General features: G+C 72.9%; 16 protein-coding genes. 15 read left to right on the top strand and 1 reads right to left on the bottom strand.

The window, feature by feature from the left end; all coding sequences use genetic code 11:
- Positions 1-284: 284 nt before the first annotated feature.
- A complete protein-coding gene (locus ACZ4VI_RS11505) occupies positions 285-821 on the top strand; it encodes an RNA polymerase sigma factor (RefSeq protein ID WP_467998907.1) in 537 nt (178 codons plus the stop codon).
- Here ACZ4VI_RS11505 and ACZ4VI_RS11500 read toward each other — a convergent pair.
- A complete protein-coding gene (locus ACZ4VI_RS11500; RefSeq protein ID WP_467998905.1) occupies positions 798-1304 on the bottom strand; it encodes a hypothetical protein in 507 nt (168 codons plus the stop codon). The genes ACZ4VI_RS11505 and ACZ4VI_RS11500 overlap by 24 nt on opposite strands.
- Positions 1305-1610: 306 nt before the next feature.
- Here ACZ4VI_RS11500 and ACZ4VI_RS11495 point away from each other — a divergent pair, with 306 nt between their 5' ends.
- From ACZ4VI_RS11495 to ACZ4VI_RS11430, 14 genes are all read left to right on the top strand, one after another.
- Positions 1611-2255, top strand: coding sequence for a 4'-phosphopantetheinyl transferase superfamily protein (locus ACZ4VI_RS11495; protein ID WP_467998903.1), 645 nt, complete (start codon positions 1611-1613; stop codon positions 2253-2255).
- A 101-nt stretch (positions 2256-2356) separates the two neighbouring features.
- On the top strand, positions 2357-3655 hold the full coding sequence (locus ACZ4VI_RS11490) for a 3-deoxy-7-phosphoheptulonate synthase (protein ID WP_467998902.1): 1299 nt from the start codon (positions 2357-2359) through the stop codon (positions 3653-3655).
- A gap of 191 nt (positions 3656-3846) precedes the next feature.
- A complete protein-coding gene (locus ACZ4VI_RS11485) occupies positions 3847-4746 on the top strand; it encodes an alpha/beta fold hydrolase (protein WP_467998901.1) in 900 nt (299 codons plus the stop codon).
- A gap of 272 nt (positions 4747-5018) precedes the next feature.
- The gene (locus tag ACZ4VI_RS11480) at positions 5019-6614 is read left to right on the top strand and encodes a class I adenylate-forming enzyme family protein (RefSeq protein ID WP_467998900.1); all 1596 of its coding nucleotides are present in this window, start codon (positions 5019-5021) and stop codon (positions 6612-6614) included.
- 5 nt (positions 6615-6619) lie between these two features.
- Entirely contained in the window at positions 6620-8293 is a 1674-nt protein-coding gene (locus ACZ4VI_RS11475) for an AMP-binding protein (RefSeq protein ID WP_467998899.1), read from the top strand.
- Positions 8290-8547 (top strand): acyl carrier protein, encoded by a 258-nt coding sequence (locus tag ACZ4VI_RS11470; RefSeq protein ID WP_467998897.1) that lies wholly within the window; start codon positions 8290-8292, stop codon positions 8545-8547. The genes ACZ4VI_RS11475 and ACZ4VI_RS11470 overlap by 4 nt, the downstream gene beginning before the upstream one ends.
- Positions 8544-9560, top strand: coding sequence for a hypothetical protein (locus ACZ4VI_RS11465; RefSeq protein WP_467998895.1), 1017 nt, complete (start codon positions 8544-8546; stop codon positions 9558-9560). Before ACZ4VI_RS11470 ends, ACZ4VI_RS11465 begins: the two co-directional genes overlap by 4 nt.
- Entirely contained in the window at positions 9557-9784 is a 228-nt protein-coding gene (locus ACZ4VI_RS11460) for an acyl carrier protein (protein ID WP_467998894.1), read from the top strand. The genes ACZ4VI_RS11465 and ACZ4VI_RS11460 overlap by 4 nt, the downstream gene beginning before the upstream one ends.
- Position 9785: 1 nt before the next feature.
- On the top strand, positions 9786-11303 hold the full coding sequence (locus tag ACZ4VI_RS11455) for a class I adenylate-forming enzyme family protein (RefSeq protein WP_467998892.1): 1518 nt from the start codon (positions 9786-9788) through the stop codon (positions 11301-11303).
- The gene (locus ACZ4VI_RS11450) at positions 11300-12472 is read left to right on the top strand and encodes a ferritin-like domain-containing protein (protein WP_467998890.1); all 1173 of its coding nucleotides are present in this window, start codon (positions 11300-11302) and stop codon (positions 12470-12472) included. Before ACZ4VI_RS11455 ends, ACZ4VI_RS11450 begins: the two co-directional genes overlap by 4 nt.
- A gap of 184 nt (positions 12473-12656) precedes the next feature.
- On the top strand, positions 12657-13148 hold the full coding sequence (locus ACZ4VI_RS11445) for a PaaI family thioesterase (RefSeq protein ID WP_467998889.1): 492 nt from the start codon (positions 12657-12659) through the stop codon (positions 13146-13148).
- A 5-nt stretch (positions 13149-13153) separates the two neighbouring features.
- Positions 13154-14296, top strand: coding sequence for an acyl-CoA dehydrogenase family protein (locus ACZ4VI_RS11440; RefSeq protein WP_467998887.1), 1143 nt, complete (start codon positions 13154-13156; stop codon positions 14294-14296).
- 106 nt (positions 14297-14402) lie between these two features.
- Positions 14403-16364, top strand: coding sequence for an FAD/NAD(P)-binding protein (locus ACZ4VI_RS11435; protein ID WP_467998886.1), 1962 nt, complete (start codon positions 14403-14405; stop codon positions 16362-16364).
- Entirely contained in the window at positions 16361-17776 is a 1416-nt protein-coding gene (locus ACZ4VI_RS11430) for a nitrosuccinate lyase (RefSeq protein ID WP_467998884.1), read from the top strand. The genes ACZ4VI_RS11435 and ACZ4VI_RS11430 overlap by 4 nt, the downstream gene beginning before the upstream one ends.
- Positions 17777-17782: the final 6 nt, after the last annotated feature.

The raw sequence follows: 17782 nt of genomic DNA, 5'->3' as shown, positions 1-17782 counted from the left end.
GGAGGAAATGCTTCCCCGGGTATCGGTGGCGCCGCAGCTGATGGGTATCGCCCCTGGTCGACGCCGGGGAGCGGAAGATTCTTCTCCCGCTTTTCCGTGGCCGGTGCTAGTGTGGCGCGGGCGCTGTGTTGCGAATTCACCATCGACGGGGGTCGGATGATCGTGCTTCTGCGCATTCCTTGCAGAGCGGTTACTCGCGAGTTTCGATTGCCGGGCGGTTCAACGGTCGACGATGCGATTTCCCTGCGGGGTGGGCACGCGGCGACGCAGAAGGCGGCGGCCCGGTGACCGGCGACAGCAGGACCTCCCGAGGTGAGCACGACCTGGAGCTGCTGGCGGCGATGGTCGAGGGCGCGCAGCGCGGCGACGCCCTGGCCATGGACGAACTGCTCGGTGTCCTCGCCCCGTTCGTCGGACGGATCTGCGGGCCTGTGGCGCTGCAGGACGCGCCGGACGCGGCCCAGGAGGCGCTGATCGCGGTCTTCCGGAGGATCCGGCAACTCAAGGAGCCCGCCGCCCTGTTCGGGTGGGTGCGGTCGATCGCGGTGCGCGAGGCCCTGCGGTGGGCCAACCAGCGCCACCGGCAGCAGACCGTACCCATGGAGTGGGAGGAGCCGACGGTCCCGGGCGACCTCCAGCTGGCCTCCGACATCGCCGACGCGCTGTACCGGCTCGGGCCCGAACACCGGGCCGTGCTGATGCTGCGTCATGTGGAGGGGCTCAGTGAGCAGGAGGTCTCGGTCCTCCTCGACATCCCCGTGGGGACGGTCAGGTCCCGGCTGTTCAGGGCCCGGCGGTCATTCCGCGCGGCCTGGGGCTGACCGGGCGGCCACCCGCTCGCCCAGGCGGTCCAGCATCACCTCGGCCCGCCGCGTGGACCACGGGGCCCGCAGCAGGTCGAGGACCTGGCCGCCGGGGAGGCGCAGGCTGCTGTAGAAGGCGAACCGGCAGCCGTCGCCGTCCGCCGCGGCTGCCATGCCGCTGCTGAGCACCTTGCTCTGCATCAGGCACCAGCCGGGGCGCAGCACGATGTCGAAGTGCTCCCGGTGTCCGAGGGCGCTGACCGCCTGGCCCGACAGCCTGTCCCCCTCGGCGGGGCGGGTGACGTCGAAGGAGCGCAACCCGGGGACGAGGAGTGGCAGTTCGTGCTCCAGGTCGGACGCCACGGACCACACCCGGTCGAGCGGGAGGTCGAAACGCCGCTCCGCGTAGACCGGATGCTTCGTGGCGGACGCGATGACCTTCAGCCGGCGCACGGGGTCCAGTTCGGCAGTCGGCCATCCGCGCTTCACCGAACCGGTCATCGCTGTGCTCCCTCGTGTGTCGTATGCGAGGGAGGGTCGCACTCTCTCCCCACCTGGTCAAGGCCCAGCAAAAGGGGCTGGTTCGAAGATATCGGACTCGACTCCCGCCGGGGAGATTCCCGCAGCGGGGGAGTACGTGGATGCCGGGCCGCCTCTTCCCCCTGAGAAGCCAGGATACCGACTGCTCCGGGGGAAACGGCCGAGGAACCCGGATGCCACGGACAGGGAAACCGCATCGTGCATTTCAGTGGGACGCTCCACATTCTGCCCCGTGTCTTTTCCATCAGCGGGCCGCGTATTCCGGGGGTGGGCTTCGCCGTCGCCTCCGTCCATGAAGGGCCACCGGTCGCCGTCGCCGAGGACGAGCGCCGTCTGGCGCGCGCCATGCCACAGCCGCGCCGGAGCGACTTCCTCATCGGCCGCAGCGCCCTGCACCGGGCCGTCCGCGCGGCCGGTATGGCCGCCGGAGCGGTGCTGTGCGACGGCCCCCGGCCGAGGCTGCCCGAGGGGATCGCGGCATCGATCAGCCACTCGCGTGGCGTGGCCGTGGCCCTGGCCGGCCCCACCCACCGCTTCCGGACCCTCGGGGTGGACCTCGAACTGGGCCACCTTCCCGTCGAGGCAGCCCACTTGGTGCTACGGGAATCCGAACGGGAGCTGCTCGGGCCGACCGCCACTGCGCCCCGGCGCCTGCTCAGCCTGTACTCCGCCAAGGAAGCCGCGTTCAAGGCCCTCAGCCCCGTCCTCGGCCCCGCCCTGCGCGGACTGCGCGACATCCAGCTCACCCCGGACGGCGCCGGATTCCTGGCACGCGCCGCCGGGCTGCCGGAACCCCGCGTACGGGTGAGCGTGCGGCGGCTGCCGGGGGAGGGGGTGCTCTGCTGGGCACTGCCGTACGAGGCACGTCCCGAGGACGACGACCTGCGCGACAGCCGGTACGACGGCCCGTAGCCACCCCGGGCGCGAAGCCGCGGCCCCGCCCCACACATGCCCACCCCCCACTCAAGCCCACCCATGCCCCCCACTCACCCGAGGACGAAAGGCCCTTCGTCATGTACTCGCCCGCCCTGCTCGCCCCTCCCCGGTCGCCGGAATGGACGCCGTCCGACTGGCGGCGCCGGCCGGCCGCCCAGCAGCCGGACTGGCCCGATGCGGCACTGCTGCACCGGATCCGCGCCCGACTGGCCGGAGCCGCTCCCCTCGTACGGCCCCACGAGATCCTCGACCTGCGCCGGGCGCTCGCCACGGCCGCGGCCGGTGAGGCCTTCGTGGTCCAACTCGGCGACTGCGCCGAGACGTTCGACGAGCCGACCTTCGCGGGGATCGCCGCGCGCGTCGGTCAACTGCACGGCGCCGCCCGGACCATCGGCGCCGCTCTGGGGCGGCCCGTGATACCGGTCGGCCGACTCGCCGGCCAGTACGCCAAGCCGCGCTCCTCGCCCACCGAGCGGGTGGGCGACCTGGTCCTGCCCTCCTTCCGCGGGCACCTCGTCAACGATCCGGCGCCCGACCCCGCCGCCCGCGTACCCGACGCGATGCGGCTGCTGCGCGGGCACGCGCACGCCCGCGACGTCCTCGCCCTGCTGCGCGAACTCGCCGAGTCGGGCATGGCCATGCCCGGCGCGCCCGCGGGCGGAGCGCCCGCCGTGTGGACGAGTCACGAGGCGCTCGTGCTCGACTACGAGGAGCCCCAGGTACGGCGCGACCCCGTGACCGGGCTGCTCGCCCTCACGTCCACACACCTCCCCTGGATCGGCGCGCGCACCTGCGAACCGGACGGGGCGCACGTGCGGTTCCTGTCCGGGATCGCCAACCCGGTCGGTGTGAAGATCGGCCCCTCCGTCGACCGCGCCCGGCTCGCCGAGCTCTGCGCCCGGCTCGACCCGGACCGTGAACCGGGGCGCCTCGTCCTGATCTCCCGCATGGGCGCTGACAGGGTGCGGGACGCGCTGCCGCCCCTGGTGGCGGAGGTGGCGCGGCTCGGCCACCCGGTGGTGTGGATGTGCGACCCGGTGCACGGCAACACCCGCGTCGGCGCCGGGGGACTCAAGACCCGGGACGTGGCGGTGGTGTCCGCCGAGATCAGCGGCTTCTTCGCGGCCGTGCGCGCGGCGGGCGCCCGGCCCGGCGGACTGCACCTGGAGTCGACCCCGGCCGAGGTCACCGAGTGCGTGGGCGGCCGCGCGGGCGTCGCCGAGGAGGACCTGCCGCTGCGCTACGAGACCGCCTGCGACCCGCGCCTGAACGGATCCCAGACGGCGGAGATCGTCGCGCTCGCGGCCGAGTTGGCCGCCGAGTCGCCGGACTGGTCGGCAGCCGAGCCATCGGCCGCGCCGGCCACCGGCTCCTGACGCACCGCACGCACTCGTCCAGCACCCGAGCGGCCCCGTGGGAATGTCCCGCGGGGCCGCTCGTTCGACCGGCCGCGGAAATTTCGGCACATACGGACGGAACCTTTGGCGGACCCGCCGACTCCTGACACACCGGCCGACAACCCGGCCACCCAACAGCACCCCGCACACCGAGCACCCCAGGAGCCCTCGTGGAGACCGTCGAGAACCGTCAACCGCCCCTGCCCGACGAACCGGCGGGCGTCCGGCACCGCTATCTGAACGTACGCGGAGTACGCCTGCACGTCGCCGAGGTCGGGGAGGGGGAGCCGGTCGTGCTGCTGCACGGCTTCCCCCAGCACTGGTACGCCTGGCGGCGGGTGATCCCGCTGCTGTCGGGCCGCTACCGGCTGATCTGCGTGGACCAGCGCGGCTTCGGCTTGTCCGAGGCGCCGCGCGGCGGCTACGACACCGACAGCCGGGTGGCCGACGTGCTCGGCCTCCTGGACGCGCTCGGCCTGGACCGGGTCCGGCTCATCGGGCACGACTGGGGGGCGTGGACCGGCTTCCACCTGTGCCTGCGCGCACCGGAGCGCGTCACGCACTACCTGGCGCTGAACATGATGCACCCCTGGCCGCTGCACCGTCGGCTCATGCCGCAGTCCTGGCGGTTCTGGTACACCGCCCTGCTCGAACAGCCGCTCCTGGGCCGCTGGCTGCTGCGCAACCGGCCCGGGTTCACCCGCTACCTGATGCACAAGGGGGTCGTCGAGAAGGCGGTGTGGACCCATGCCGCGATGAACGAGTTCGTCCGCTCCAGCCAGGAGCCCGAGCGCGCGCGGGCCGGAGAGGCACTGCACCGCGCCTTCGCGCTGCGGGACATCGCCAAGCTGATGCTCGGCCGGTACAAGAAGCTGCGGCTCACCACGCCGACCGTGATCCTCGGCGGCGAGCGGGACTTCATGCTGCCCCCGAGCGTGCTCACCGAAGACCGACGGCACGCGAGCGACCTGCGCGTCGAGGTGGTGCCGGGCTGCGGCCACTACCTGCACGAGGAGCGCCCCGACCTGGTCGCCTCGACGGCCCACGCGCTCTTCTCCGTCAGCCGCTGACCGCTGTAGAGCCCCGGCGAACCGCCCGCTGACACAGGCAAGCCGGCCGCTGACGGCGCGCCCGCCCCTCGGAACGGCGGGATCCGGAAAGGTTCTTGGAATCCCGTGGAGTGCACGGGCCGGATCCCGCCTCTTCTGTCATGTCGGACGCTCCGCGAGCACACCGCGAGCGACCCCGGCGTATCCCCCACGCGAAGGACAGCCCACGCAGGCGCAAGCGCGTCCGGGCTGCCCGCATGTCAAAACGCCAGGCCGAGCCAGAGGGAACCGTCATGCCCGACATATCCGCACTCAAGCTCGATGTGATACCCCAGCCGACCGCACCACTCGGGATCCTCCCGACCGTCGCGGCCGACAAGCACCCCGACACTCCTTTTCTCTCCGACACGCCGTGGCGCACCTACGACCGGCCGGTCCGTTCCTTCGCCGAGTTCGCCCTGGCCATCGACGACTACGCCGACCGGTTCTGGGCCGGCGGGATCCGCCGCGGGGATGTCGTCGCCGTCGTCCAGCGCAACCACATCGAGGTCGAGGCCGTGATGTGCGCCCTCGGGAAGATCGGTGCGCTGCCCGCGCTGCTGTCCTCCGCCATGGAGACCGGCGAACTGCTCGAATGCTTCGCCCGGTTGGAGAACCCGTACGTCCTGGTCGACTCCCTCGGCCTGTCGCGGCTGACCGAGCACCGCAACGCGGTGCGGCTCCTCACCCGTGACGTGCTCTGTCTCGAGGAGACGGAGGAGTCCTGGGTGGTGCCGCTGCAAGAGCGTCTCTCGCACAAGACCGACCCGCGCGACGAGGACGAGTGGTTCGTCATCACCCACTCCTCGGGCACGACCGGCGCCCCCAAGATGGCCGCGCACTCGACCCGTTCGCTGTTCGGCATGGTCGCCCCGATGATCATGATCTTCCGGGACCAGTACTCGGGCGACGACCTCAACGCCAAGCACCTGTCGTTCGTGCACGCCCGCACCTGCGCCGGCACCCTCGCCTCCCTGGAGACGGCGATGCCCGCGCTGGCCATCGCCGACCCGGACCCGGCGAACGTCAAGCGCCTCATGCTCGAGTACCGGCCGACGTCGATCGAGACCCACCCCAACGTCTACATCCAGTGGGAGTCCCTCGCGGACGACCCGGACCGCCCCTTCCAGCACGTCGAGCGGTTCATCAGCACCTTCGACGCGATGCACCCGCGTACCGTACGCACCCTGCTGAACGCCTCGGAGCACCCGGGCGCCCACTACTTCCAGGCGTACGGGCAGACGGAGTCCGGCCCCATCTGCCTGCGCATCGTGACCCGCGAGGAGTCCGCCGACTACTCGCCCCGCAACGTCGGCTACGCCGGCGGCGGGATGGAGATCCGGATCGTCGACGACAACGGCGTACCGCAGCCGCCCAACACCCCCGGACACATCGAGACCCGCTCCCCGGGCCGTATGCGCGGCTACGTCGGCGGCGGCCCCATGCCGCCCCAGGACTCCTGGTGGCCCATGGGCGACATCGGCCGGATCCTCGACGACGGCTCGCTGGAACTCCTCGACCGCATCGTCGAACACGTCGACGGTGTCGACAGCCTCCTGGAGAAGGAGGACCACCTCCTGGAGTCCCTGCCCGAGCTCGTCGAACTGGTCCTGGTCAAGGACGAGGACGACAGCTCCGTGTTCGCCGTCGCCTGCCCCCGCCCGGGCACCACACCCGACCTGGACCGGTTCCGCGCCGTGGCCGCCGAGCTCGGCCTGCCCGACCTGGAGGTCCGCTTCTGGGAGTGGGAGGCGATGCCCGTCACCGGTTCCTACAAGGTCCGCAGGTCCGTGCTGCGCCGCAAGCTCGCGGGACGGATCCAGCGCTCCACCGCACGGAAGGAGGCCTGATCCCCATGGTGCACCTCTGGCACGAACTCTCCCGCGGCCTGCGCGAGAACACCCTGCTGCACACCCCCTCACGCTCCGAGGAACCCGTCTCGGGAACCGCCCTCTTCGATCGCGCCGAGCGCACCGCCGGAGCCGTCCTCGCCGCCTGCGAAGGACGCGCACCGCGCCGCGTGGGCCTGCTGATGGCCAACGGCGAACCGTGGGTACGCGGGCTGCTCGCCGCGCTCCGCCTCGACGCCGCGGCGGTGCCCCTGGCCCTGCCGGTGGCCTTCGGCGGCGCCGACGCCTACGCCGCGCACGTCAAGCGGATCGCGGACGACGCCTCGCTCGACGTCATGCTCGTCGACGGCAGCCTCGGCGGCCGGATCGTCTCGCGCGTCGCCGAGGCCGTCCCGCACATCCCGTTCGTCGACATCGCCGAACCGCCCGCCGCCCGAGCCTTCCTGCCGGACACCAGCGGCGGCGACAGCGCCCCCGCCATCATCCAGTACACCTCCGGCAGCACCTCCGCGCCCAAGGGCGTCGTGGTCACCCACACCAACGTCTCCGCCGGACTCGACGCGATCGACGCCGGCACCCGCTGGACCCCCGAGGACCAGCTCGGCGAGTGGCTGCCGCTCTTCCACGACATGGGCCTGTTCACGCTGCTCGCCGCCCTGCGCATGGGCTCCTCCATCTGGCTGTGGCAGCCAGGCGACTTCGTGCGCCGCCCGCTGCAGTGGCTGAGCGAGTTCGCCGCCGCCCGCGCCTCGATCCTGCCGGCGCCGAACTTCTTCTACGACTACCTGGTCGCGGCCGCCGCCAAGGGCATCCCCGACGGTCTCGACCTGTCCGCCTGGCGCTACGGCGGCAACGGCTCCGAACCGGTGCGGCGCAGCAGCCTGGAGGCGTTCCAGCGGACGTTCGGCCCGTACGGTCTGAACCCGGGGACGGTCCAGCCCAACTACGGGCTCGCCGAGGCCACCCTCATCGTCAGCACCGGCGTCCCGGGCTCGGCGTACCGCAGCCTCCTCGTGGACCGCTCCAGCCTCTCTGTCGGCGAACGGGTCACGGAGGCCGCCGAGCGCGGCCCCACCGTCCGCACGGTCGTCTCCTGCGGACCGCCCGTCGACGGCGTCACCGTCCGCATCGGCGACGACCAGGGCCGCCCGTACGAGGAGGACATGGTCGGCGAGGTGCAGATCGGCGGGGCGCCCATCACCGAGGGCTACCTCGGACTGCCAGCCGAGCAGCAGCCGTTCACCCCGGACGGCATGCTGCGCACCGGCGACATCGGCTTCCTGCACGACGGCGAGCTGTACGTCATGGGCCGCCTCAAGGCCATGGCCGTGGTCCGCGGCCAGAACTACTACGCCGAGGACGTCGAGGAGATCGTCAAGGCCACGCCCGGAGTCGATCGCCGGCACTGCGCCGCCTTCGCCTGGGACGGCGACGGAGAGGAGCGCATGGTCGTGATCTGGGAGACGAAGCTCGACGCCGCCGCGGCCGTCGCCGTCGGCGAGGCCATCCGCACCAGGCTCGCCGAACACCTCGGCCTCAGCGCCGTGGAGACCGTCGCGGTCTCCCCGCAGACCCTCCCCTTCACCAGCTCCGGCAAGGTCAAGCGCTCCGGCGCGGCCGACCTCTACCGCGAGCACACCTCGGCACTCTCCACCGCACCGGAAGGACAGCACTCGTGAGCGACACCGCGACCCTGGACATCGTCGTACGGGCCCTGGCCGCGCAGGCCGGCGTGGCCGCGTCCTCCATCGACCCCGACAAGTCGCTGGCCGCCGTGCCCGGCATCGAGTCCGTCAAGGCGCTGCGCGCCATCACCGCGATCGAGGACGAGTGCCGGGTCGTCATCCCGGACGACTTCCTCTTCGAGACCGCCACCGTCCGTGAACTCGGCGACTTCGTCGCCAAGCTGGTCCGGGAGGGCAGCTCCATATGACGGTGGAGACCGCCGACTCACACGCCCTCCTGGGCGCGCTCGACCGGTTCACGGTCGCGCCGGCGGACGTCGCACGCTACGACACCGACGCCGTCACCGCCGCACGGGCCCTGCGCGCGACCCCCGAGCAGGTGGCCCGGCTCGCCGACGAGGGCCTGCCGCACGTCGCCGACCCCGAGCGCGGCCCGCTGTTCGACTACGACGACGTGATGAACGTCGGCATGTTCTGCGGCACCGGACAGACGGTGCCCGAACTCGGCCTGCGCTTCCTGATGCGGTTCGCCGCCTCGCCGCGGGCCGCCTGGTACGAGCCCCGCGACTGGGAGATCGGCGTCCACCCGTCCCGTTCGGCCGGGGGAGAGGACGCCGCGGCGGGGGCCGGAGACGACCGGCGCGAGGTGACCGTCCGCGTCCCCGACCTGTCCGCGCCCGGCGTGGAACTGCTCTCCGGCGGGCCCTTCGACGACCCGCTGCGGGTGTCCGGTTACGAGGCGGTCATCCGCCTCACCGGCGCCGAGCAGACCGTACGCGACCCGCGCGTCAAGGAGGCCTGGGCCGAGGTCGTCGACGCCCTGGCCGCCCGCCGCGTCGTCTACCAGACGGTCCCCGAGCCGCTGCGCCACGACCACCACCGGGCCTGGGAGCTCGGCATCGCCGACTGCGTGGTCGCCTCGCGGCTCCTCGCCGACCGGCTGCGCGCGGCCGGCCTGGAGGCCACCGCACGGCGCGGCTATCTGCTCGGCCTCTTCGGCAGCGACCACGCCTGGTGCGAGGTCGTCGAGGACGGCGTGCCCAAGGCGCTCGACCCGGTGTTCGCCTTCGTCGCCACCGTCGGCGACGAGCGCGGCGTCGCCGAGTCGCCCGAGTTCGCCGCCGCCTGCTTCGGCGGCCGGTTCAACCGGCTGCTGCCCTGCCGCACGGAGAGCGCCGAACCTCTCGTGTACTTCGACGGCGAACCGGCCCCGTACTGGGCCATGGTCGGCGTCGGCGCCCGTCCGAGGAGGACCGCATGACCGCCGCACGCACCCTCATAAGGGGCAGCCTGGACCACCCGGCCCTGCTGGAGCGCCTCGGCGACGAGGACGACTTCGCCCAGGCCGGCATCGGCTCGGGCGAGCTCATCAGGCTCGCGCTGAGCCTGGAGGAGGAGCTCGGCAGGCCGCTCGAGGACGAGGAGCTGCTCGGCCTCACCTCGGTCCGCGCCGTGGATGAGCTCATCGGCGGAGAGGCGGCCTGACATGTGGCTCAACCACCTGGTGCGCCGCGGACTCGACCGGAACCCCGACGCCCTCGCGCTGCGGGACCACCGGCGTGACATCACCTGGCGGACCCTGCACCGCGACGTACGGGCCCTGGCCGCCCGGCTGCGCCACGACACGCTGCCCGGCAGCCGCGTCCTGGTCCTCAGCGGAAACCGCGTCGAGGTCCTGGAGACCTACCTCGCCTGTGCGGCCGCGGGACTCGTCGCCGTACCGGTCAACCCGGCGCTGACCGACCCGGAGATCGGCGCGATCATGGAGTCGGTCGAGCCGTCCGCCGCGGTCGCCGAGGAGGGCTACGCGGCCCGCCTCGCCCACCTGTACCCCGGACTGCCCGTCACCGACATCGCGACGGTCGGCGAACTGCCGGACCCCGGCGCCGAGTCGGCGGACGAGCCGGGCAGCGGTATGGCCGACCCGGTGCTGATCCTGCACACCTCGGCGACCACCGGACGGGCCAAGGGCGTCGTGGTCGACCAGCGCTCGCTCCAGATCAACGCCCTGTCCTGGCTCGCCGACGTCGGCCCGCGGCCCGGCACCGTGTTCCTCAACGCCGGTCCGCTCTTCCACGGCAGCGTCGTGATCGCCCTGGACCACCTGGCCGCGGGCGGCACCGTCTGCGTCCTGGACCGCTTCACCCCCCAGGGCTGCCTGGCCGCCCTGGAGCGCTGGCAGGTCGAGCACGCCTTCCTCGTCCCGTCCATGGTCCGGCTGCTGCTGCGGACCAAGAGCCTGCCCGGCACCGACCTGTCCCGGCTGCGGCTGCTGCTGCACGGCGCCGCACCCATGCCCGCCGAACTGGCGCGCGAGGCCCAGGACAGGCTCGGCGTCGAACTCCAGACCATCTTCGGCATCACCGAGGGCGGCGGCCCGGTCCTCACCCTCCGCCCGGAGATCCCGGTCGGCGAGCCGCCCGTCCCCGGAGCCGTCTGCGTGGGCACGCCCATGCTCGGCGCCGGGATGCGGATCACCGACGACGAGGGACGCGAGGTGCCCGCCGGCGTCGTCGGCGAGATCCAGGTGACCGGCGACGGCCTGATGCAGGCGTACTGGAAGAACGCCGAGGCCACCGCCGACGTCCTGCGCGACGGCTGGCTCAACACCCACGACCTCGGCTGCGTCGACACGGACGGCCGGGTCTGGGTCGTGGACCGGCGCAACGACCTCATCCTGCGCGGCGGCCAGAACGTGTACCCGGCCGAGATCGAGCACGTGCTGCGGCAGTCCCCGAACGTCGCCGACGTGGTCGTCGTACCCCTGCCGTCGGACGACTGGGGCCAGACGCCCGTGGCGTTCGTACAGCCCGTGTCCGACGACCGGTTCGACGAGGCGGAGCTGCTCGGCCTGTGCGTCGACGGACTCGCCCCGTACAAGCGGCCCACCCACTTCCTGCCCGTGGAGCGCATCCCGCGCAACCCCGCCGGCAAGGCCCTGCGCACCCGGCTGCGGGAGATCGCCCACGACACGCTCATCGCCGACAGGGAGCACACCGCATGAGCACCGACACCACCGACAGCGCCACCGGCACGAGCGAGGGAGGCACCGGCACGAGCAAGGGGGGCACCACCGACTACACCCGTCCCGAGGTACTGACGGACCTCGCAGGCGAGTGGGCCGTCCCCATCCACGGCAAGGCCGTCATCAGCTGGGACTACGACCAGCGCAACGACAAGCTCATCCGGCTCTACCAGCAGGGCAAGCAGCGCCAGTGGGACATGGACGAGCGGCTCGACTGGGACCACCAGGTGGACCCGGACGACCCGCTGGGCCTGCCCGACGACTTCATCTCCATCGCCGGGTCAAAGCTGTGGGACCGCCTGCCCGAGAGCGAGCGGCGCATCGTGCGCCGGCACAGCAGCGGCTGGCTGTACTCGCAGTTCCTGCACTCCGAGCAGGCCGCCCTGATCGCGGTCGGGAAGATCCTGCTCACCGTGGAGGACCTGGACTCCAAGATGTACGCGGCCTCGCAGATCGTGGACGAGGCCCGGCACGTCGAGGGCTTCCACCGCTTCCTGCACACCAAGATCGGGATGCGGTACGGGCTCTCGCCGTCCATCGCCGCCATGTTCGAGCAGGCGATGCGCGAACCGCGCTGGGACTTCGGGGTCCTGGCCGCGCACATCCTGGTCGAGAACATGGGGCTCGCCACCTTCGGCGTGCACCGCGAGCGGCTGCGCGACCCGCTGGCGCGCGCGTTCAGCGCCTACGTCGCCCGGGACGAGGCCCGGCACGTCGCCTTCGGACGGCTGCTGCTGCGCGGCTACTACCCGCAGCTGTCCGCCGCGGAGCTCAAGGAGCGCGAGGACTTCGTCGTCGAGGGCTGCTGGGCGCTGCGCGACCGGTACGTCGACGACGACATCTGGAACACCCTCGGCTACGGCGACGAGGCCATCGAGGCATCCCGCCGCTCGCCCGCCAAACGCGAGTTCCGCCGCCTGGTGTTCATGCGGATCGTGCCGGGTCTGAAGGAGATCGGGATGTTCGGCCCGCGCGTCCAGGAGGCGCTGGCCAAGATGGGCGTCCTCGGCTTCCAGGAGGTGGACGAGGAGGCCCTGCGCGCCCTCGACGACCAGGCGGCCGTCGACGCCCTCACCCAGCGCGAGATGGAACTCCGCCGCCGGGACATCCACCAGGTCGCCGACCTCGGCAGCGCCGCCGCCTCCTGAACCGGGCCGCCGCCACCCGGAGTACCTCCCCCGGCTCCGGGCGGCGGCGGCCCTACGGGGGCGGGGGCTTCCGGCAGGGAACGCGCCCCCGCCCCTCCTCCCCCTCGGAGACCCTCCCCTCGGAGATCCCTCCCCTCCCGGAGACCCGACCCGAACCACCCACCGGAATCGCGGAGTTGCCACCATGCTCGAAACCACCTCCCCACCCGCCCGCCCCACCCGGCTGCGCGGTGTGACGCCGGACGGCGTGGAGACCACCGGCCGCACTGTGCTGACCGGTCTCGCCGACGGGTCGCGGACCCCTCCGCCGGCGGCCCGTACGCTCGCGCTGCCGCCCGCCACCTCCTGGCTGCCGGGGCTCGTCCGCTGCGAGACGGTGTTCGAGGAGGAGCTGACGCTCACCCCCGGTGTCGTCTTCGGCGGCTGGATCGCCTGTCTGGTGGACCACTTCGCGGGACTGGTGATGCTGTCGGCCCTGCCGGACGGATCAGGCTTCCTCACCGCCGGACTCTCGGTCGAGTACCACGCCCCGCTCGTACCGGGACCGGTCGACATCGAGACGGAGCTGACCAGTTGCTCCACCCGGCGGGCCATCGCCGAGGTCCGCTTCGTGCAGGACGGCGTACGCGCCTGCACCGCCACCGTGGAGCAGATCATCCACCGGAAGGCGGGGTGACTACCGTGCGGGACAGTGAACTCACCCAGGAACACCGGGACTTCCAGGCCATGGTGCGCGAATTCGTCGAGCGGGAGATCGTGCCGCACCACGACGAGTGGGAGCGCGCCGGGCTCGTCGACCGCGACGTGTGGAGCCGCGCCGGCAAGCTCGGCCTGCTCGGCACCGACGTACCCGAGGAGTACGGCGGCGGTGGCGTACGCGACTTCCGCTACCAGGTCATCGTCAGCGAGGAGATCATGCGGGTCGGCGCGACCGGCATCGGCTTCGCGCTCCACAACGACGTCGTCGCGCCCTACCTCCTCGAACTCGCCACCGAGGAGCAGAAGCGGCGCTGGCTGCCGGGCTTCTGCTCGGGCGAGCTGATCACGGCCATCGCGATGACCGAGCCGGAGGCCGGCAGCGACCTGAAGGCGATCCGCACCACCGCGGTCCGCGACGGCGACTCCTACGTCCTCAACGGCGCCAAGACCTTCATCACCAACGGCATCCACGCCGACCTGGTCGTCGTGGTCGCCCGCACCCAGCCCGGTCAGGGCTCGCGCGGCCTGAGCCTGCTCGTCGTCGAGCGCGGCATGCCCGGCTTCACCCGCGGCCGCAAGCTGGAGAAGATCGGCATGGCCGCCCAGGACACCGCCGAGCTGTTCTTCGACGACGTCCGGATACCGGCCGCCAACCTGCTCGGCCGTCCCGGTCTCGCCTTCCTCCACCTGGCGGCCAACCTGCCGCAGGAGCGGCTCAGCATCGCCGCGTACGCCGTCGCCGCCGCCGAGACCGCCTTCGCCCAGACCCTGGCGTACTGCAAGAGCCGCACGGCCTTCGGGCAGCACATCGGCGCGTTCCAGCATGTGCGCTTCGAACTGGCCGAGATGGCCACCGAGTTGGACGTGGCCCGCACCTATGTCGACCGGGCGGTCGCCGAGCACAACGCGGGCAGGCTCGACGCCGTGGCCGCGGCCAAGGCCAAGTGGTGGGCCACCGACGTCCAGCGCCGGGTGCTCGACCGCTGCGTCCAACTGCACGGCGGCTACGGCTTCATGCGGGAGACCCCGGTCGCCAAGGCGTTCGTCGACAACCGGGTGCACCCCATCTACGGCGGCACCAACGAGATCATGAAGGAGATCGTCGGCCGCGACCTGGGCGTCTAGCCCCCTCCCGCCGCCCCCCTTCCTGCCGGTCCTCGGCCTTCTCGCCGTCCTCGGCCATCTCCACGCGCCTTCGCGCGCTCCCACCTCTGCGAAACGGATACGTCACGTGAACGACAGACAGCTCGAAGTCTGCGTCATCGGCGCCGGCCCCCGCGGCCTCTCGGTCCTGGAGCGGCTGTGCGCCAACGCCCGCGAACGCGCCCTGGACACCGACGTCGTGGTGCACGTGGTGGACCCCTGCCGTCCCGGCGCCGGCCAGGTCTGGCGCACCGACCAGTCGCGCCACCTGCTGATGAACACCGTCGCCTCCCAGGTGACCCTGTTCACCGACCCCAGCGTCGAGATGGCCGGCGCACTCGCCCCCGGCCCCAGCCTCTACGAGTGGGCCCGGAACATCGCGCTCAAGGACGACCCCACGGCACCCGGCGAACTCGCGCCGACGGACGGCGCCCTGAGCGACCAGGTGCTCGCCGAGGCCCGCGACCTGACCCCCGACTCGTACCCGACGCGCGCCTTCTACGGTCACTACCTGCGCTGGGTCTTCGCCCGGGTGGTCCGCACCGCCCCCGCGCACGTCACCGTCGTCTTCCACCCGCTGCGCGCCGTACGGCTCCAGGAGCGGCCGGACGGGCGCCAGTGCGTCACGCTGGCCAACGGCACCCGCATCGACGATCTGGACGCCGTCGTCCTGGCGCAGGGCCACCTGCCGGAACGCGCGGACGCGGCGGAGGAGCGCCTCGCCACGTTCGCCCGGACGCACTCCCTGACGTATCTGCGCCCGATGAACCCGGCGGACGCCGACCTGTCCCACGTGGCGCCCGGCGAACCCGTCGCGCTGCGCGGGCTCGGCCTCAACTTCTTCGACCACATGGCGCTGTTCACGCTCGGCCGCGGCGGCACCTTCGAGCGCGCCGGGGACGGCCGGCTCGTCTACCAGCCCTCGGGCCGTGAACCGGTGCTGTACGCGGGCTCGCGCCGCGGGGTTCCGTACCACTCCCGCGGCCGCAACCAGAAGGGCGCGCACGGCCGCCACCACCCCTTCCTGCTCACCCCCGACAAGGTCGCCGAGCTGCGGCGCACCGCGGACCGGGAGGGTCTCGACTTCACCCGCGATCTGTGGCCGCTGATCGCCAAGGAGGTCGAGACCGTCTACTACGCGGCCCTGGTCGCCCGGCGCTCCGGCGCCCGCCAGGGGCGTCGGCTGACGAAGCTCACCCTCGCGACCGACTGGGGCGGCCCCGAAGAGGCGCGTGTGCTCCAGGAGTTCGGGATCGGGCCCGCCGAGCGCTGGGACTGGGGGCGGATCGCCCGCCCCTACCACGACCGGCGGTTCTCCGGCCCGGACGCATGGCGGTCCTGGCTGCTCGCCAACCTCCGCGAGGACGTGGAGGAGTCGGCGCTCGGCAACGTGGACGGCCCGCTCAAGGCGGCCCTGGACGTCCTGCGGGACCTGCGCAACGAGATCAGGCTGCTCGTCGACCACGGCGGGCTCACCGGCCGCTCGCACCGCGACGACCTTGACCGCTGGTACACCCCGCTCAACGCGTTCCTGTCCATCGGGCCGCCTCCGAGCCGCATCGAGGAGATGATCGCGCTGATGGAGGCGGGCGTCCTGCACGTCGTCGGCCCGGGCATGCGGATCGCCACCGACGAGCGGGCCGGCCGGTTCGTCGTCGACGCGGCCGAGGTGCCCGGCTCGCGCGTCGAGACGACCTGCCTCATCGAGGCCCGGCTGCCCACGCCGGACCTGCGCCGCACCACCGACCCCCTGTTGCGCGGCCTCGTCGCCGCCGGGGCCTGCCGTACGCACGTCGTGGCGGAGTACGAGACCGGCGGCCTGTCCGTCACCGAGCGCCCCTACCGCCTCGTCACGGCGGACGGCCGGGTCGAGCCGCGCCGCTTCGCGTACGGAGTGCCGACGGAGTCCGTCCACTGGGTCACCGCCGCCGGCATCCGGCCCGGCGTCAACTCCGTGACGCTCGGCGACTCTGACGCGATCGCCCTCGCCGTACTCACCCTGCCGACCACCGCCGCCCCCGAAACCCCCGCCCTCCAGGAGACGACATGACCCCGGACCTCGCCGACACCGGGCTGCTCTCGCCGGTGCGGGCCGGCAGTCCGGCCGAGGCGGCCACCAGCGACGTGGCCTGTCTTCAGGCCATGCTGGACGCGGAGGCGGCGCTCGCCCGGGTGCAGGCGCGGCTCGGGACCGTGCCCGAGTCGGCGGCCCGGGTCATCACCTCCGTCGCGCGCGCGGGGCACTTCGACGTGCGCGAGCTCGCGGTGGCGGGGCGGGCCGCGGCGAACCCGGTCGTCGCCCTTGTCCGGGCGCTCGGCGCGGCCGTGGCCCGCGAGGACCCCGACGCCGCCCACTACGTGCACCAGGGCTCCACCAGCCAGGACGTCCTGGACACCGGGCTCATGCTCGTCGCCGCGCGCACCACGGACCTGATCCTGGCCGACCTGGACCGCGTCGCCGCCGCGCTCGCCGCGCTCGCCGAGCGGCACCGCGACACCCCCATGGCCGCCCGCACACTCGGCCAGCACGCCGTACCGACGACCTTCGGTCTGAAGGCGGCCGGCTGGCTGCAGGGCGTCCTGGACGCGGGCGAACGGCTGCGCCGCGTCCGCGAGCACGCGCTCCCGGCCCAACTCGGCGGGGCCGCAGGCACGTTGGCGGGCTATCTCGAGTACGCGCGGGTGCAGGCCGGGCTCGGACCGGAGGCCGTGGCGGAGTACGCCCGTACGCTTCCGGCCGCCCTCGCCGCCGAACTGCGGCTCGCCGACCCCGTCGCCCCCTGGCACACCGTACGCACGCCCCTCGCCGACCTGGCGGCGGCGCTCACCCTGACCACCTGCGCCCTCGGCACCCTCGCCGCGGACGTCCAGCTCCTGTCGCGCACCGAGACCGCGGAGGTCTCCGAGCCGGGCGCCGAGGGCCGGGGCGCGTCGTCCGCGATGCCGCACAAGCGCAACCCGGCCCTGGCGGCCCTGATCCGGTCCGCCGCCTACCAGTTGCCCGGTCTCGCGGCCACCCTCGCCCACGCGGCGGTCAGCGAGGACGAGCGGCCCGCGGGCGCCTGGCACGCCGAGTGGGAGCCGCTGCGCTCCGCCCTGCGGCTCACCGGGGGCGCCGCCCACACCGCCGCCGAACTGGCCGAGGGGCTGATCGTCCACCCCGACCGGATGCGCGCCAACCTCGACCTGACCGCCGGCCTGGTGGTCTCCGAGCGGCTGGCCGCCGCGCTCTCGCCGGACCTCGGCAGGGCCCCCGCCAAGGCCCTGGTCTCCGCGGCCTCCGCACGCGCGGCGGGCAGCGGACGCCACCTCGCGGACGTCCTGGCCGAGGCCCCCGAGCTCACCGGCCGGCACGACTCCCGTTCCCTGCACGCCCTGTGCGCCCCCGAGCACTACACCGGCGCCGCGGGCGTGCTCGTGGACCGGGTTCTCACGCGGCACCGCGGAAGGACTTCACGATGACGGCAA

This window comes from Streptomyces sp. NPDC029169, assembly GCF_055563935.1.
The sequence above is the reverse complement of the archived record's forward strand: the minus strand, read 5'-3'. Positions and strand labels throughout refer to the sequence as shown.

What these genes read in the sequence shown, in the direction of transcription:
- ACZ4VI_RS11500 (WP_467998905.1), bottom strand. Translation starts at nt 1,304, where the DNA reads ATGACCGGTTCGGTGAAGCGCGGATGGCCGACTGCCGAACTGGACCCC.
- ACZ4VI_RS11490 (WP_467998902.1), top strand. Translation starts at nt 2,357, where the DNA reads ATGTACTCGCCCGCCCTGCTCGCCCCTCCCCGGTCGCCGGAATGGACG.
- ACZ4VI_RS11480 (WP_467998900.1), top strand. Translation starts at nt 5,019, where the DNA reads ATGCCCGACATATCCGCACTCAAGCTCGATGTGATACCCCAGCCGACC.
- ACZ4VI_RS11475 (WP_467998899.1), top strand. Translation starts at nt 6,620, where the DNA reads ATGGTGCACCTCTGGCACGAACTCTCCCGCGGCCTGCGCGAGAACACC.
- ACZ4VI_RS11465 (WP_467998895.1), top strand. Translation starts at nt 8,544, where the DNA reads ATGACGGTGGAGACCGCCGACTCACACGCCCTCCTGGGCGCGCTCGAC.
- ACZ4VI_RS11460 (WP_467998894.1), top strand. Translation starts at nt 9,557, where the DNA reads ATGACCGCCGCACGCACCCTCATAAGGGGCAGCCTGGACCACCCGGCC.
- ACZ4VI_RS11455 (WP_467998892.1), top strand. Translation starts at nt 9,786, where the DNA reads ATGTGGCTCAACCACCTGGTGCGCCGCGGACTCGACCGGAACCCCGAC.
- ACZ4VI_RS11450 (WP_467998890.1), top strand. Translation starts at nt 11,300, where the DNA reads ATGAGCACCGACACCACCGACAGCGCCACCGGCACGAGCGAGGGAGGC.
- ACZ4VI_RS11445 (WP_467998889.1), top strand. Translation starts at nt 12,657, where the DNA reads ATGCTCGAAACCACCTCCCCACCCGCCCGCCCCACCCGGCTGCGCGGT.
- ACZ4VI_RS11430 (WP_467998884.1), top strand. Translation starts at nt 16,361, where the DNA reads ATGACCCCGGACCTCGCCGACACCGGGCTGCTCTCGCCGGTGCGGGCC.